The 15,756-nt window shown below is 60.4% G+C and carries 16 protein-coding genes; 8 read left to right on the top strand and 8 right to left on the bottom strand.

The features are described from left to right. Window positions 1–3: 3 nt before the first annotated feature. The 5 genes from DHN55_RS05360 to DHN55_RS05340 form a co-directional block, all read right to left on the bottom strand. Window positions 4–1,029 carry an oligopeptide/dipeptide ABC transporter ATP-binding protein gene (locus tag DHN55_RS05360; protein ID WP_108880319.1) on the bottom strand — a complete coding sequence of 342 codons (1,026 nt, stop codon included), beginning with the start codon at window positions 1,027–1,029 and terminating at the stop codon, window positions 4–6. Continuing rightward, window positions 1,026–2,003, bottom strand: a complete 978-nt coding sequence (locus tag DHN55_RS05355) for an oligopeptide/dipeptide ABC transporter ATP-binding protein (RefSeq protein WP_108880318.1) — start codon at window positions 2,001–2,003, stop codon at window positions 1,026–1,028. Before DHN55_RS05355 ends, DHN55_RS05360 begins: the two co-directional genes overlap by 4 nt. After that, entirely contained in the window at window positions 2,000–2,917 is a 918-nt protein-coding gene (locus tag DHN55_RS05350; RefSeq protein WP_108880317.1) for an ABC transporter permease subunit, read from the bottom strand. The genes DHN55_RS05355 and DHN55_RS05350 overlap by 4 nt, the downstream gene beginning before the upstream one ends. After that, the gene (locus DHN55_RS05345) at window positions 2,914–3,888 is read right to left on the bottom strand and encodes an ABC transporter permease subunit (RefSeq protein ID WP_108880316.1); all 975 of its coding nucleotides are present in this window, start codon (window positions 3,886–3,888) and stop codon (window positions 2,914–2,916) included. Before DHN55_RS05345 ends, DHN55_RS05350 begins: the two co-directional genes overlap by 4 nt. Before the next feature lie 66 nt (window positions 3,889–3,954). Continuing rightward, window positions 3,955–5,538, bottom strand: a complete 1,584-nt coding sequence (locus DHN55_RS05340; protein WP_108881720.1) for an ABC transporter substrate-binding protein — start codon at window positions 5,536–5,538, stop codon at window positions 3,955–3,957. 152 nt (window positions 5,539–5,690) lie between these two features. Here DHN55_RS05340 and DHN55_RS05335 point away from each other — a divergent pair, with 152 nt between their 5' ends. The 6 genes from DHN55_RS05335 to DHN55_RS05310 all read left to right on the top strand — a co-directional run bounded on the left by DHN55_RS05335 (window position 5,691) and on the right by DHN55_RS05310 (window position 10,632). Then, a complete protein-coding gene (locus tag DHN55_RS05335) occupies window positions 5,691–6,269 on the top strand; it encodes a MarR family winged helix-turn-helix transcriptional regulator (RefSeq protein ID WP_337659943.1) in 579 nt (192 codons plus the stop codon). Then, window positions 6,256–6,972, top strand: a complete 717-nt coding sequence (locus DHN55_RS05330; protein ID WP_108880315.1) for a creatininase family protein — start codon at window positions 6,256–6,258, stop codon at window positions 6,970–6,972. The genes DHN55_RS05335 and DHN55_RS05330 overlap by 14 nt, the downstream gene beginning before the upstream one ends. 5 nt (window positions 6,973–6,977) lie before the next feature. After that, entirely contained in the window at window positions 6,978–7,997 is a 1,020-nt protein-coding gene (locus tag DHN55_RS05325) for a 2-dehydropantoate 2-reductase N-terminal domain-containing protein (protein ID WP_108880314.1), read from the top strand. Next, window positions 7,988–8,734 carry an SDR family oxidoreductase gene (locus DHN55_RS05320; protein WP_108880313.1) on the top strand — a complete coding sequence of 249 codons (747 nt, stop codon included), beginning with the start codon at window positions 7,988–7,990 and terminating at the stop codon, window positions 8,732–8,734. Before DHN55_RS05325 ends, DHN55_RS05320 begins: the two co-directional genes overlap by 10 nt. Further along, complete coding sequence (locus tag DHN55_RS05315) at window positions 8,731–10,107, top strand: dipeptidase (protein ID WP_108880312.1); 1,377 nt, start codon at window positions 8,731–8,733, stop codon at window positions 10,105–10,107. The genes DHN55_RS05320 and DHN55_RS05315 overlap by 4 nt, the downstream gene beginning before the upstream one ends. 99 nt (window positions 10,108–10,206) lie before the next feature. Then, window positions 10,207–10,632, top strand: coding sequence for a cupin domain-containing protein (locus tag DHN55_RS05310; protein WP_108880311.1), 426 nt, complete (start codon window positions 10,207–10,209; stop codon window positions 10,630–10,632). On the opposite strand, the gene DHN55_RS05305 is transcribed toward DHN55_RS05310, so the two are convergent. Continuing rightward, entirely contained in the window at window positions 10,629–11,063 is a 435-nt protein-coding gene (locus DHN55_RS05305; protein ID WP_108880310.1) for a heme-binding protein, read from the bottom strand. The genes DHN55_RS05310 and DHN55_RS05305 overlap by 4 nt on opposite strands. A gap of 169 nt (window positions 11,064–11,232) precedes the next feature. Here DHN55_RS05305 and DHN55_RS05300 point away from each other — a divergent pair, with 169 nt between their 5' ends. Continuing rightward, window positions 11,233–11,985, top strand: a complete 753-nt coding sequence (locus tag DHN55_RS05300) for an SDR family oxidoreductase (protein ID WP_108880309.1) — start codon at window positions 11,233–11,235, stop codon at window positions 11,983–11,985. 54 nt (window positions 11,986–12,039) lie between these two features. Further along, window positions 12,040–12,768: a glutamine amidotransferase gene (locus DHN55_RS05295; RefSeq protein ID WP_108880308.1), complete on the top strand. Its 729-nt coding sequence runs from the start codon at window positions 12,040–12,042 to the stop codon at window positions 12,766–12,768. A 215-nt stretch (window positions 12,769–12,983) separates the two neighbouring features. On the opposite strand, the gene DHN55_RS05290 is transcribed toward DHN55_RS05295, so the two are convergent. Both DHN55_RS05290 and DHN55_RS05285 read right to left on the bottom strand, forming a co-directional pair. Continuing rightward, on the bottom strand, window positions 12,984–14,924 hold the full coding sequence (locus tag DHN55_RS05290) for a CHASE2 domain-containing protein (protein WP_108880307.1): 1,941 nt from the start codon (window positions 14,922–14,924) through the stop codon (window positions 12,984–12,986). A 3-nt stretch (window positions 14,925–14,927) separates the two neighbouring features. Next, window positions 14,928–15,752 (bottom strand): FecR domain-containing protein, encoded by an 825-nt coding sequence (locus DHN55_RS05285; protein WP_108880306.1) that lies wholly within the window; start codon window positions 15,750–15,752, stop codon window positions 14,928–14,930. Window positions 15,753–15,756: the final 4 nt, after the last annotated feature.

Here is a 15,756-nt window from a genome sequence, read left to right as displayed (position 1 = left end):
AGGTCATTCCGCAAAGTGGCAGGCGGCCAGATGACCGGGTCGCACAGGCCGCAGTTCTGGGTCATCGCGCACGCAGCGTTCTTGCGACAAGGGACAGCGGGGATTGAAATTGCAACCCTGCGGCGGTGACAGGGGCGATGGTATCTCGCCTTCGATGGCATCCAGCTTCACCAACTCCGTCGCATCAAGCACGAGACGCGGAACACTGGCGAGCAACCCTTTCGTATAGGGGTGTGCAGGCGTGGAATAGACCTGTTCGGCAGGCCCTTCCTCGACAATCCGGCCGAGATACATGACCGCCACCCGGTCAGACAGGTGGCGGACCACGGACAGGTCGTGGCTGATGAAAATCAGCGTCAGGCCGAGGTCACGCTGCAGGGCGAGAAACAGATTGATGATCTGAGCCTGAATGGAGACATCAAGCGACGCCACCGGCTCGTCGCAAACCAGCACTTCCGGCTGCATGGCCAGTGCCCGGGCGATAGCGATCCTCTGGCGCTGACCGCCGGAGAACTGGTGCGGAAACCGCCGTGCCAGGCCTGGATCAAGTCCGGCGCGCTCCAGGTAACCCGCCACATAGCCGGCCTGTTCGCTGTTGCCGGTCAGCCCGTGCGCCAGTGGTCCTTCTGCAATGATGTCACCGACCCGCATGCGCGGGTCGAGGGAGGCGAACGGGTCCTGGAAAATCATCTGCACCCTTGTGTCGATCTTCTGCCCGTCTGCCATGACAGGCGCGCCGTCGACCGCAACATGCCCGGAACTCGGTGTCAGGATGCCGGCGACCATGCGGCCAAGCGTGGACTTGCCGCACCCGCTCTCACCGACCAGCCCAAGGGTCTCACCACGCACGATATCAAGACTAACGCCGTCCACGGCACGCACCGACCGGGTTTCGACGCCGGCGCCCAGTGTCGCGGCAATCCTGTCGCCGAGCGTCAGTTTCGGGCCGAAATGCTTGTGCACATCGCGAACATGAACAAAACCCGGCGGCTGCAACACATCGTTACCGATCTCGGCAGGATCACTCATGCGCCTGTTGCTCCCAGCAATGGATGGAAGCAGCGCACCCCGCGCTCACCGCTGGTCTCCAGCGGCGGATCCTCCACGCACGCGTCACTGGCATGTTCGCAGCGCGGACGGAACGGACACCCCGGCGGCGGGTCGAGCAGCGATGGTGTTGTGCCCGGTATCTGAAACAGGTCCTCGCCCGGTGCCGCAGTGGCCGGCAGGGATCGCAGCAGGCCCGCCGTGTAAGGGTGCCGCGGATCACGCAGCACCGTGGCAACAGGTCCCTGCTCCACAATGCGCCCGGCATACATGACCAGCAGCCGGCTTGCCAGCGTCGAAACCGTCGCCAGGTCATGACTGATCCACACCAGCGCTGTCCCGGTCTCCGCAGCCAGGTCCCGCATTTCGGTGAGTATCTGTGCCTGGATGGAGACATCCAGCGCCGTCGTCGGCTCATCGGCAACCAGCACCTGCGAGCCGTGCAGCAGCGCGATTGCGATGGCGACACGCTGCCTCATGCCGCCGGAGAATTCATGCGGATAGGCACTCAACCGCGACTGCGCCTCGGGAATCCCGACCCGGGTCAGCACCTCTGCAGCCCGTGCATCCGCGGCCCGGCTTGAGGTCTTGTCATGTGCCGCGATGGCCAGTCGCATCTGGGTGCCGATTGTGAGCACCGGGTTGAGCGTTGCCATCGGGTCCTGAAACACCATGGCAATGCGTGATCCCCTGAGCGCCCGCAACTGGTCCCAGGACAGGCCGATCAGTTCTTCGCCATCCAGCCTGACCGACCCGGATACGATCCGCCCCGGCGGGTCGACCAGTCCCATCAGCGAAAACCCGGTAACCGATTTTCCGGATCCGGATTCGCCGACCAGTCCGACAATTTCGCCACGCCCGACCGAAAACGACACGCCATCTACCGCTTTCACTACACCGGCGCGCGTGAAGAAGTGGGTTTTCAGATCGCTGACTTCGAGAATGGCCGCACTCATTTGTCGAGCCTCGGATTGAGAATGTCGCGCAGGTGATCGCCGACCATGTTGATCGCGACAATGAGGATGATGAGCATGATGCCGGGATAGACGGATATCCACGTCCTGCCGCTCATCATGTATTTCACACCGTTGGAGATCAGCATGCCCAGCGACGGTTCGGTGACCGGCAGGCCCAGGCCCAGGAACGACAGGGTCGCCTCCAGGGCGATGGCATAAGCGATCTGCACCGTGGCGACCACAATGAGCGCCGGCATGGCGTTGGGCAGGATATGACGGAACACGATGCGGCGTGCCGACAGCGGCGTGGCGGCCGCTGCCTCAATGTAATCCTTCGAGCGCTCGGCAGACGCGGCACCAAAGGCGGTACGCGCGAAATAGGCATATTGCGCGGCAACCAGCGCCGTCACCAGCTGCGCCTGGCCCTGACCCAGCAGCGCAACCAGCACCAGCGCCAGCAGAATGGGTGGGAACGACAACTGCAGGTCGACAATGCGCATCAGGGTCGCTTCGATGAACCCGCGCGCATAGGCCGCCGCAATGCCGATTGTCGTGCCGATGACCAGCGCCACTGCGCCCGCGGTAATCCCGATCTGCAACGACACGCGCAGGCCATAGAGTATGGCGGACAACAGATCACGGCCCTGCGCGTCGGTTCCCAGGATGTGTGTGTAGCCGCCTGAACCGACAAACCCCGGCGGCCGCCGGGCATCGCGCAATGACAGGCCGGACAGGTCGTAGGGGTTTTGCGGTGAGATCAGTGGCGCAAACAGCGCCATCATCACCAGCACCACAACGACGCCAAATGCAAACAGTGCCACCCGGTCTTCGCAAAACCGCCACCACAGATCGCGCCATGGTGATATGGCCTTGGATGCAACGTTCGGCGATGACTTCATGGCGGGATCGCTCATGCCGCCCTCCCTCTTCGCAGGCGCGGATCGAGCAGTGCATAGACCAGGTCGACAACCAGATTGATTGTCACGAACAGTCCCGCCGTCAGCATCAGGTAGGCCATCATCACCGGGCGGTCGAGGTTCTTGATCGAATCGATGATCAGCTTGCCGACGCCGGGCCAGGAGAAGATCGTCTCGGTGACCACCGCGAAGGCCAGCGTCGAGCCCAGCTCGAGTCCGAACACGGTGACGATGGGGATCGAGATCAGCTTGAGCACATGGCGGGACATGATGGTCCATTCCGAAAGGCCCGCAGCACGGGCGAATTTCACGGTATCGCCCAGCATGACCTCGCGGGTACCCGCCCGCGCCAGCCGGATCATGATGGCGAGCTTGAACAGCGCCAGGTTGATGGCCGGCAATGCCAGGTGCGACCAGCCGTTCAGTGTCAGGAAACTCCACGCGGTGCCGAAGAGTTCAGCCGTATCGCCACGCCCGCCGGACGGCAGCCAGCCGAGTTCGACGGCAAAGGTAAGTATCAGGATCAGGCCGACCCAGAACGTCGGCACCGAAAACCCGAGGATCGAGACAGTCATGATGATCCGCGACGACAGGGCTTCGGGCCGGTAACCGGCCAGCATGCCCAGCGGCACCCCGACGAACAGGGCGCCAAGCACGGAGACAAGCACAAGCTCTATGGTTGCGGGCAGGCGGCCTGATATCAGCTGCAGCACCGGCTCGTTGTAGATGTAGGAACGGCCGAGATCGCCCTGCAGCAGGTTGCGGATATAGTAGAAGTATTGTTCGACCACCGGCCGGTCGAGGCCGAAACGGGCGATGGTGCGTTCGCGCACGTCCTGCGTCGCTTCGGGCGGCAGCAGGATTTCCAGAGGGTTGCCGATGGAGTAGATGCCGGCGAATACGATCACCGACATCACCGCCATTACAATAACAGCCTGCAGCAGTCGCTGGATGATGAAACCTGACATCGATGCCGCAATATCCGTGTCTGGGACAAGCGGGACACTCCTGCCGGAGCATCCCGTTCATTCGTGCTACTTCGCGGGCTTGATGAAGTAAGCCAGCGTTTCCTCGTCTGCACGCGGCGTGACGACGACCTTGTCGGCACGGCCTGCCCAGACGGACTGAAGAACCACAATAGAGATGTAGGCGCGATCTGCCATGGTTTTCTCCATTGCCTGTTCAAACAGGGAGCGGCGCTTGTCGGCATCCGCTTCCTGCACGCCTGCCTGCAACAGCTTGTCGACATCGTCGTTGTGATAGCCGATGCGGTTGAAGGCACCCATCTTCACTTCCTTGTTGGGTGAATGGGCCAGTGATCCCAGTGTGTAGGATGCCTCTCCGGTGAGCGTGCCCCAGCCGTTCATGAACACCGAGTATTCCTTGCGCGCCTGGGTCGGGAAATACACCGTCTTGGAGATTGCATTGACATTGGTATCAATGCCGATCTGGGCAAACATCTGGCCCAGGCCCTCGCAGATCGCGCCGTCGCCCGGCAACCGGTCATTGGTGCAGTGCAGGTCGATCTGGAAACCGTCAGGATAGCCGGCCTCTTTCAGCAGGGCCTTGGCCTTGTCCACACTGTACTCGGGCGTCGGGATTTTTTCAGACGATCCGAAGAAGCCCAGCGGCATCATCTGGTTTGCCGGCTTGCCAAGTCCTTCCAGAACAACCTCTACCATGGTCTGGCGATCAATGGCGATATCGATGGCTTCACGCACCCGCGCATCGCGCAACGGGTTCTTGTCCAGCTTGCTGCCGTCCTTGGCGCGTACCTTTGGCGTGACCTCGCGCTGGTCGAGCTGCAGGTTCATCACATAAACTGAATCGCCCAGGAACGTGTTGATTTTCGCATCCGTGCCGAGCGACAGGTAATCCGCCGAAGACACATAGTTGATGACATCGACATCTCCTGCCTTGAGTGCAGCCAGCCGCGACGAGTCATCGGAAATTTCCCGGCGAACCACTTTCTCCCAGGGCGCGGCCCCACGCCAGTAATCATCAAAGCGCTCCATTACCAGGCTGCCCTTGGGCTCCCAGGAGACATATTTGAACGGTCCGGTGCCAATCGTTGCCTTGCCGGAATTGAAGCCTTCGGCACTTGTCTCGGCGGTTGAATAATCCTTGGCGGCGGCGGACGACACGATGAAAAGCCGCACGAAATCATACGGCAGTGTCGCTGCGGTGCCGTTGGTATGGATATGGATCGTATAGGGATCCACGATCTCAACCTGCTTCACGCGGCGCACATAGATTTCGGTGGTCGTCGGACCGGTTACCTTGGGAATCCGGTCTATGGAGAATTTCACATCCTCCGCGTCAAAGGTGGAACCGTCGTGAAACTTCACCCCCTCGCGCAATTTGAATTCCCAGGTGTCGGCGTCAACTGCCTTCCATGACGTCGCCAGACCCGGTTCGAGCTGAAGGTCGTCGCCGGTCCATACCAGCGGGTCGAAAATGTGTTTTACCGCATCTGCCTGTGGTCCCAGCGCGGAGTAGTGCGGGTCCATCGATTCAGGGCCCCCACGCACCCCGACAGTGAGTGTTTGAGCACTGGCGGCAACGGCGGATACGCCCATCACACTGGCCAGAACGAGTGAATAGATCGTCTTTTTCATGGAGTGATCCCCTTGATTCGGATACAAATTCAACCTCGCAAGCACCAAAAATAAATACTTCAATTTGGAACTTGTTTCATAAAAGGTGCTGCGCCATGCTGTCCGCGTCAAGAGAAAAATGGACAGCCTGCTCATTTCACATGGATCGACAGATGCTCAAATCCGACCTGAAACAATGTACTTCCGGTGAGGTTGCCGGATCGCCCGGCGACGGTGCGCATGACGAGATGACAAGGGTCAAGCTGTGGCAGAACCCGTGCTGGTTCACCTACCGGCTGAACTACCTGGCCCTGCGCTACAACGTTCCTCTCTATGCCTGGGTGGAAGAGCGTTACGGGCTGTCACGACCTGAATTCGTGGTCATTTTCTCGCTCGGCCTGCTCGACGGTGCCTATGCCCGCGACATCAGCGCATCCTCGGGGTTTCCACAAAACACGCTCAGTCGTGCCATCCACAAACTCAACCGGTTGAAACTGATATCGCGGACGCCGGACAGCGAAGACGGACGGCGTTTCATGCTGTCACTGACACCGGCAGGGCGCACCCTGTTCGATGAGGCCTTGCCGCGCTTTGTTTCGTTTGAGCACACGATGCTCGATGCGCTGGACCATGACGAGCAACGCCAGCTCTCCACCCTGATGGCCAAGATGGTGCTGGCGTCTCCGCAATGGCCAAACACGCTCGACGATCAAGAACGCAAGCAAGGGGGAGAGACCGATGCGCGTCGCTGATATGAACTGGTCCGATATGGAAAAGCAGGTTGCACGCGATGACCGCTGCGTGCTGCCCATCGGCTCGACCGAGCAGCATGCGCAGCTATCGCTGTGCGTTGATGCCATTCTGGCAGAACGGGTGGCAGCTGAAGCTGCCGAAGCTCCCGGTGTGCCGGTGTTCCCCGTCATGCCGTACGGGCTTGCGCCCTACTTTGCGGATTTCCCGGGTACGGTAACCCTGCGGGTGGAAACCCTGCTCGCCGTGGTGCGTGATGTAATCGCCTCGTTTTCGCGCATGGGGTTCCGCCGCGTGCTGATTGTCAACGGTCACGGTGGCAACCAGCCCGCCGGCGCCGTTGCCAATGAACTGATGATCGACTACCCGGACATGAACATCAAATTTCACAACTGGTGGAACTCGCCGCAAGTGTGGGCACATGCGCAGGAGATCGATCCGTCCGGCAGCCATGCCAACTGGATGGAGAATTTTCCGTGGACACGGCTTGCCCATGCCGCTGCCCCCCAGCACATCAAGGAAGCCATGGACCTGACGGCCCTGAAGGCCGCCTCGCCGGCAACCGCAAAACAGATGCTCGGCGACGGCAGTTTTGGCGGCGCCTACCAAAAGGACGACAAGACCATGCAGGCACTGTGGCAGACCGGCGTTGATGAAGTTCGCGAGGCGCTCGACGGGCCTTGGCCGAAACTTCAGCAGGGGTGACGCAGATGGGTGATCCCATCCTCATCTGGGGTGCGGGCGCCATTGGCGGCACACTCGGTGCCTGGTGGGCGCGGGCAGGCGAAGAAGTCCTGATGGTCGACATCGTCCCGGAGCATGTACAGGCCTGCCGGACCACCGGAGTGTCGATCAGCGGTCCGGTTGAGACTTTCACCCGGGTCGTACCGTCGGTTACGCCGGAGGAACTTGAGGGGCGCTTTTCACGCATCGTCCTGGCCGTCAAGGCGCAGGCGACCGAAGCAGCGGCACAGGCCCTGGCCCCTCACCTGGCGGACGACGGCTACGTGCTGTCGGCCCAGAACGGCCTCAACGAACTGACCATCGCCGGCATCATCGGCGAAGACCGAACCATGGGCGCTTTCGTCAATTTCGGTGCTGACTGGCACGGACCCGGCGACATTCTGTTCGGCAATCGCGGCGCGGTTGTTGTGGGCGAGGTGGATGGCAGTGTCCGTGACAGGACGCGCGACATGCACCGTTTGCTCTCGATCTTTGAGCCTGATGCAGTGCTGACGCCCGACATCTGGTCATACCTGTGGGGCAAGCTTGGCTATGGCGCGATGCTGTTTGCCACCGCGCTGACGCCGCAGTCCATGACGGAGAATTTTGCCGACCCGGCCCGGGTTCCGGCCTTCATCACGCTGGGGCGCGAAGTGATGGCCGTGGCAACAGCCCGCGGTGTCAGGCCGACCGGCTTCAACGGCTTCGAGCCTGATGCCTTCATGGCGGATGCAAACGACACCCAGGCCCGCGCCTGCATCGCCAGGCTGGCTGAATTCAACAGCACGACCGCCAAGACCCACTCAGGCATCTGGCGTGACCTTGCCGTGCGCAAGCGGCGAACCGAGGTTGATCCGCAGATCGGCATCATTTGTGAACTGGGCCGGGCTGCCGGCGTACCGACACCGGCGCTTGATGCCGTCAAGCAGTTGATCAATGACATCGAGGCCGGACACCGGAAACAATCAGCTGAAACGTTTCAGGAACTGGCAGACAGATGCAGGTAGACTTCAGCAACAAGACCGTGCTGGTTACCGGCGCCGCCCAGGGCATTGGCCGGGCAATCGCAGCAGCTTTTGCAACGTCTGGCGCTTCGGTGATTGTGACCGACATCGATGACGGGGGCCTCGCAAACACTGCCGAACAGCTTGACGTCACCGCGCACGCCCTTGATCTGTCCGACAGGTCTGCCGTGCACAGCTTCATCGCTTCGCTGGACCATGCGCCGGACATTGTCGTTCACGCAGCCGGCGGCACACGCGGACAGGCCGGCCGCCCCATCGAGGAAATTGACGAGACAGACTGGCACAGCATCTTTGCAGCCAACACGGATGCGTTTTTCTGGCTGGCCCAGGCGTGTGCACCAGCCATGAAATCCAGGGGCGAGGGCCGGTTGATTGCCATCGCCTCAGGTGCCGGACTGCGTCCGTCCCTGACCGGCATCCAGGCCTATGCCGGGGCCAAGCATGCCCTGGTCGGCATCGTCCGGCAGCTTTCCTGGGAGCTCGGCCCGGCCGGTATCACGGTCAACTCCGTCGCTCCGGGCTTCGTTCGCTCCAACCCGACCACCGAGCGGCAGTGGCAGGCCATGGGCAAGGACGGCCAACAACGGTTGATCGAAACCATCCATACCCACCGGCTCGGCAGCGCCGACGACATTGCCGCCGCGACGCTGTTTCTGGCCAGCGAGCAGGCCGGCTGGATTTCCGGACAGGTGCTCAGCGTTGACGGGGGCCGCTCGTGAGCGACCCTGTGCTGGATCACCTGCTGGGCGATCATGACGGCATCCTCGACCGCCTCATCGAGTATGCGAGGATACCCTCGGTCAGCACAGATGCCGCCTATGCCGACGGCATGGCGGCAGCGCGAAAACTGCTTGCTGGCCGCCTCGAGGCCGCAGGCTTCAACAATGTGAAACAGATCGCTAAAGGCGGACATCCTGCCGTCTATGGCGAGTGGCTCGGCTTGTCCGGCGCACCGACTTATCTGGTTTACGGACACTACGATGTTCAGCCGCCCGATCCACTGGACAAATGGCACTCGCCACCGTTTGACCCGCAAATACGTGAAGGGCGGCTCTATGGCCGTGGCGTGTCGGATGACAAGGGACCCGCTTCCATCGCCCTGGAAGTCCTGTTCGCCTATCTGTCCGTCGAGGGTCGCCTGCCCGTCAACATCAAGCTATTGCTGGAAGGCGAAGAAGAAGTCGGCAGCGCGACCCTGCCGGCCATTCTGGAACACAATGCCAAACTGTTGCAGGCCGACGCGGTGATTTCCGCCGACGGCGCCCGCTGGCGGGCCGATTTGCCCAGCGTCAATGTTGGGTCACGCGGCAACATGGCGTTTGAACTTGCCTTGCGCACAGCATCGAAGGACCTGCATTCAGGCCGTTTCGGCGGTGCCGTGCCCAACGCTGCGCATGTACTCGCCGGTCTTGTTGCCGACCTGCATTCACCCGATGGCCGGGTGTCTGTGGACGGTTTCTATGACGGTGTCGGCGATCCGGATGAAACCATCGGCATCGACATTGCGAGCCTGCCGTTTGATGAGGAAGCCTTCTTTGCTGCGATTGGATCTGCTCCGTTTGGCGAAAAAGGGTTTTCGACACTGGAGCGCCTCTGGTTGCGTCCGACACTGGAGATCAACGGCATGTGGTCCGGCTATACCGGCGAGGGCGGCAAGACCGTTACACCGGCAGAGGCCTTTGCCAAGATCACAACGCGGCTGGTGCCGGGCCAGGACCCGGCCCATGTGGCGCAAGCCCTGCAACGCCATTTCGGGCACGCCTGCCCTGCCGGAGCCTCCATCGAATTCGCGCCGCGTGACGACGGCAACGCAGCCTATCTGGTGCCCCCCGACCTGCCATTGCTGCTGGCGGTCGAAGACGCCATTGAGGATGCACTTGGAGCCAGGCCGGTACGGGTCCGGGTCGGCAGCACTTTACCGCTGTCGGACATGATCAAGCGCGCCCTCGGCATCGATACGGTAACGCTGTCGTTTTCAACGGCGGATGAGGATTTTCATTCCCCCAACGAATTCTTCCGGCTTTCGGCAATCGAGGAGGGAATGACCGCGTGGACGTCTTTATTGCGCAGGCTGGGTCGCGTAACTGAGTAGAACGGTCTGCCAACTTGCCGATCGCCAGCCGTCAGGGGTCAATTTTCAAGTCGACGTCTGGTAGTCTAATCGTAATCTCAAAAGCAGGAACACCGGATAATGGATGCAGCCCGGATTATTGAAATTCTTGATCTCGAACCTCATCCTGAAGGTGGTCACTTCAGCGAAACCTGGCGGGCACCGGCGGAGCCGGGCGACCGCAGTGCGGGGACCGCGATCTACTACCTGCTGCAGGCAGGTGAGGTAAGCCACTGGCACCGGGTCGACGCAGCCGAGGCCTGGCACTGGTATGCAGGAGCCGCGCTGGAACTCACTCTGTCACCGGATGGCCGCGGCGTGACCCGTCATCAACTCAGCGCCGACCTGACCGGCAATGCACGGCCACAGCTGGTTATCCCGGCAGGCGCCTGGCAATCCGCCAGAAGCCTCGGGGACTGGACCCTTGTCGGATGTACGGTAGCGCCGGGCTTTGAATTTTCCGGCTTCGAGATGGCGCCGGATGGCTGGCAGCCCGGCCCGGATTAAGCGCCCGTATCTGGCTGCAAGCCTGCCGCTTCAATACCGGCAACTGCGCAGATTTCGTCATTGTCGGACGTGTCGCCTGTTACACCGACCGCCCCTATTATCGCCCCCTTGCGGTCCCGCACCAGCACGCCGCCGGGTACCGGAACCAGGTTGCCGTCAGCCAGGGCATTTACTGCCTGAATGAAATAGGCCTGCTCGTTGGCCCGGGCAAATATCGCACGGGCACCGATACCAAGTCCGATACAGCCATTGGCCTTGCCGAAGGCAATCTTGAACCGCAGTGTCGAACTGCCGTCCTGGCTCTCACATGCCTTCACGGTACCGCGTGCGTCGAGCACCACAACCGTCATTGGCTTGGTCAGCCCGATCTCCTGGGCCTTCTTCAGTGCAACCGAAACAATTTTGCGGCTCTTGGCAAGCGTGATGCTCATCTGGTCTTGTCTCCTCATAAAGGGTCTGTTGTTTGTGATTGCAGTGTTCATGCCCACAATCGGCCGTTCCGGTCAAACCATATTGCGGGATAGTCTTTACACCTCTTTCAGGCACAAACTTGCCAGCCCGGCACATCACCGTCATTGTCGGCAAACTGGAGACAACCGAATGAGACTTGCAGGCAAGAAGGCCCTGATAACCGGAGCAGCCAGAGGCATCGGCCTGGGTTGTGCCAAACTCATGGTCGCGCAGGGATGCGACGTGGTGATCACCGACATCGATGTTGGCGAAGCCGACCGGGCGGCAGGCGGAGTTTCCCGCCATCCCGCCATCGAGCTTGATGTCACCAGCAGGCAATCGTGGAACGCCGCGATCACACAAGCCGAAGACCTGATGCACGGCATCAATGTCCTCATCAACAATGCCGGCATTATCATTCCCGGCACGGTTGAGGATCTTGATGAGACCGGTTGGGACCGCACAATGGATGTCGACCTGAAATCCGTCTATCTGGGCTGTCAGGCCGCCTTGCCCGTCCTGTCACGCAATGCACCGGCATCGATCATCAACATTGCGTCGATCTCCTCGATGATCGCGAGTGCCAATTTCGCCGCCTACAACGCGGCCAAGGCCGGTGTGCACATGCTGACAAAATCCGTCGCCCTGCACGCAGCGCGCGCCTATGCGGACGTGAGGTGCAATTCTGTACATCCTGCCTTCGTCGATACAGATATGGTTGATCAGGTCACGAAAGCTGACGATCCTGAAGTCGGCAGAAGCAAGCTGGCCAGGCAAATACCGCTGGGCCGGATAGCAACTGTTGATGATGTGGCATGGGCTGTGGTTTACTTGGCCAGCAACGAGTCGTCATTCATGACAGGATCCGAACTAAAACTGGATGGTGGTGTATCCGCAATGTAATCCGGCCTGACCGGTTCATTGTGCTTGAAAACGAAACCGCACCCGTAAGGAAAAATGAAAAAACGCATCGTCATAGTGCTGCACCAGGAAACCTCGACGCCGGGCCGCGTCGGGATGAAGCTGATACAGAAGGGCTATGAGCTCGATATCCGCAAGCCTGCATTGGGCGAAGCCCTGCCGGACAACATTGAAGACTATGCGGGCGCGATCATTTTCGGCGGCCCGATGAGCGCCAATGACGACTGCGAGCACGATTATGTCCGCACCGAAATCGACTGGATCTCAAAGCCGCTCGATACAGGTGTTCCGTTCCTGGGCATTTGTCTCGGCGGCCAGATGCTGGCCCGGCACCTGGGCGGCAAAGTGTTCGGGTTTCCCGATGACCGGGCCGAGATAGGTTATTACGGCATTTCCGAAACTGCCGAAGGTGCTGCCTATGGCCCCTGGCCGCAAAAGGTCTACCAGTGGCATCGCGAAGGGTTTGAACTGGTTGACGGTGCGGTTTGCCTGGCCACGTCGCAGGGCCACTTCCCGCATCAGGCCTTCCGTTATGGCGATACCGCATTTGCCATCCAGTTTCATCCCGAGGTCACGCAGAAAATGATGAACCGCTGGCTGGTCAAGGCAGAGGAAAGACTGGCATTGCCCGGCGCCCGGCCTCGCGACAGTCATTTCAGCGACCGTTTCGTGCATGACCCGTCGGTTGATGTATGGCTGGACAGGTTTCTTGACGACTGGCTGGCAACCGCACAAGCGCCCGTATCAGTGCTGGCCGCTGAATAGACCGGCATTGCATTTTGCAAAACCGGCCTGTGCAACCTGCAAACATGCCCTGACGGCTTTCTTCGCCACAATGCTCCATATTGCGGCCAGCAAGTTGTTGCACACTACATTTAGCTGGAAACTGGTTTGGCACGATGATTGCGTGACCCTCAGCAGCGTTGAGATCATTGTATAGCGTACTCAACCAGATTACACAGAAAGCGGAAGGCTTGCGTTCAGGCCTTTCGCTTTTTCTTTGCAGCCTGCCTGCCGGCTGACGGTTTGGCCGGCGGTTTCAGACCGATCGGCGCGAACACCTGCACCGGATTGGCAAAGCCGGACAGCTCAATTCGGTCAACCGGTTCGATGTCGTCAACATGGCGCTGGGCGAAACCAGGCCCCAGCAATACAGGGCAACCGGTCGCCTTGGTTGCTGATTCAAGCCGCGCCGACATGTTCACGCTGGACCCGATCGCGGTATAATCGAACCTGATATCCGATCCGAAATTACCAACCGAGCAGATGCCGGTCTCAATCCCGGCCCCCACCCGTATCGGCGGCTTGCCGTCTTTTTCCCGCTGTACGTTCTCGACCTCAAGCGAAGCGCGGATGGCCAGCACCGATTCCAGGGCCCGGTCGGTGTGATCTGCCTGATCCACCGGGGCATTCCAGAATGCCAGGATGGCATCGCCCATGAATTTGTCGATGGTGCCGTCGCGCTTGAATATCTCCTGGCTGGCCAATGTCAGGAAACGGTTCACCGTTGCATTTATTTCATCTGCGGGCAGGCTTTCGCTGCTTGAGGTAAAGCCGCGCATGTCCATCATCAGGACAGTAATCTCGCGCTTCTCGGCGCTGGTGGTCAGATCGCGCCGGGATTCGCTCAACATGGCAACAATGTTCGGTGACAGGTATTGCGAAAACTGCCGTGACAATTGCTGACGCCGGGCATCTGATTCGCGAAACAGGCTGTAGACCTCCGCCAGCGCAACCGCCGCCAGTCCGACCGCCGGCTGGACCGGTTCATACAATTGCGCGGTCTGCAGATAAGCCGCATAGCCCGCCAGCAACGGCGCCAGGCACAACGCCAGCCCGGCTGCCAGCAGCAGCCATATCCGGCTGGCGAAAAAGTAGGATGCCGTCAGCAACAGCAGGGCCGATACCAGAAACCACAGGCGCTCAACCCGCTTTGCATCACCCGGCTCGGACAAAAACCTGCCATCCAGAATCTGGTTTGCGAGTACAGCGTGGATTTCTGCACCCGACCGCGCCGCCACCGTAGGTGTTGTATGAAACTTGTCCACACCGAGCGCGTTCACCGACAGAATGGCGATTTTGCCCTTGAGAGTATCACCGGCCTTGCCGGCCATGACATCGAGTGCAGACACTCTCGGTATTGGCTTGGACTGTTCCCAGAGCCAAACGGCCCCTCCATTTGACAGAGGAATGACCGTATCGCCGAGTTTCAGCGCTTCAAATCCGGACGGGCGGACCCGCAGGGCATATCCGGTGCCTGACTTGTAGACCCTGGCAAGTTCCAGGCTGAAGGCGGGCCACAGGGCCAACTGATCCGCCGTCTTTGACGCCCAGACCAGCGGAACCGTGCGCACCACGCCATCGCTGTCAGAAACAGACCGGACAATGCCCAGGCCCGCGGCACCTGCCCGCACGGTGGCGGTCGAGGTGATGATGCCCGGTTGCCATGGCAGGGCTTGTGCATTGCCGTTTCCCACAACCGCCCAGCCGACACTGGTGTCGGGTATGCTGGATCCGGGAAAATCACCGATACTGGTTGCAAGTATTGTCGCAGACGATGCAATGGATTTGGCCAGCTGGTCGTCACGGGCAACCCCACCGGGACTCTCGTCCGGTTCTGAAAACAGGACATCAATGCCAAGTACCGAAACGCCCGATGCATGAATTGCGGTAATAAGATCTGCAATGCGATTGCGCGGCCACGGCCAGCGTCCTTCGACGCCTATGGTTTCATCGTCAACACCGACCACCACCACTTTGTCGGCGGTGGCGGTTCTCGGGCTCAGGGTCTGGTAGAAATCGAATGACTTTCCGCGCAGCTCATCCAGACTTGTGTTGAAAACAACGTGCGACGCAACCAGCAATCCGATCAGACCGAGAACCCCCAGTCGCGTACGGAAGCGGTCATACAGTTTGTTCACAAATCATTGGTCGCGAAAGTTGGACAGGTCCGGGCTGCCGCCATAGCCGTCATCAGGTCCGGTCCGGATAATCGGACCAATACCGCCGGGATCTCTGCCGGTGGTGCCGGGATTGGGCAATTGTCCGTTCTGGCTCTGACAGGCCGGTATCAGGCTGGCGCCGGCTCCCGCACAACCGGCATCGACTTCAAGGCCCGGCCCCTTGTTACCCGGCGCATTGGTGCCTGCGATACGGGCCGGGCTGTCAAGAATGTCCAGGACGTTCGGAAGCTTGATCACGCTGATCGAATCGCCATTGGAAACGCAGGCAAAGCCGGGTTTGGTGATCACACGGGTCTCACCTTCAATAACACATGTCAGTTTGCCGGCGCGCAGGATACCGATCGTCTCACCACCTTCGATCTTGGCGTCCACAATGCCGCCGCGCACCCCGAGGATGACATGTGGCGTCGTGATTTTCATCTTGCCCTTCTTGGACACCTGGCCACCGAAAAACCGCGACACGCCGCGATCCATGCTGATGCCGAAATTACCGTTGCTGCCGGGGCTGTAGACAAACTCGTCAATAGTCAGGTTCGAATTCGGTCCCAGCTTCACGCTCGACTGGTCCTGGAAGACAATCAGGCCAAGGCCGGTCGCATTGCTGCGCAGCCGGTCACCCAGCGCCACACCCGCACCAACGCCGATGACACCGGTTCCGGCCTTTCTGACCTGGGTCTGCACTGCCGTCAGCTTGCCGACCGATTCGGCAAATGCGCCTACCGGCGCCAGCACGCACAGCACCGCAGCGCAGGCGAGACTGGCAATTCTACGTGTATTGTTTTTCATTTCA

The sequence above is a fragment of the Anderseniella sp. Alg231-50 genome, assembly GCF_900149695.1.
In the GTDB taxonomy this organism is placed as follows: Bacteria; Pseudomonadota; Alphaproteobacteria; order Rhizobiales; family Aestuariivirgaceae; genus Anderseniella.
This window is presented reverse-complemented; position numbering and strand designations above follow the sequence as displayed.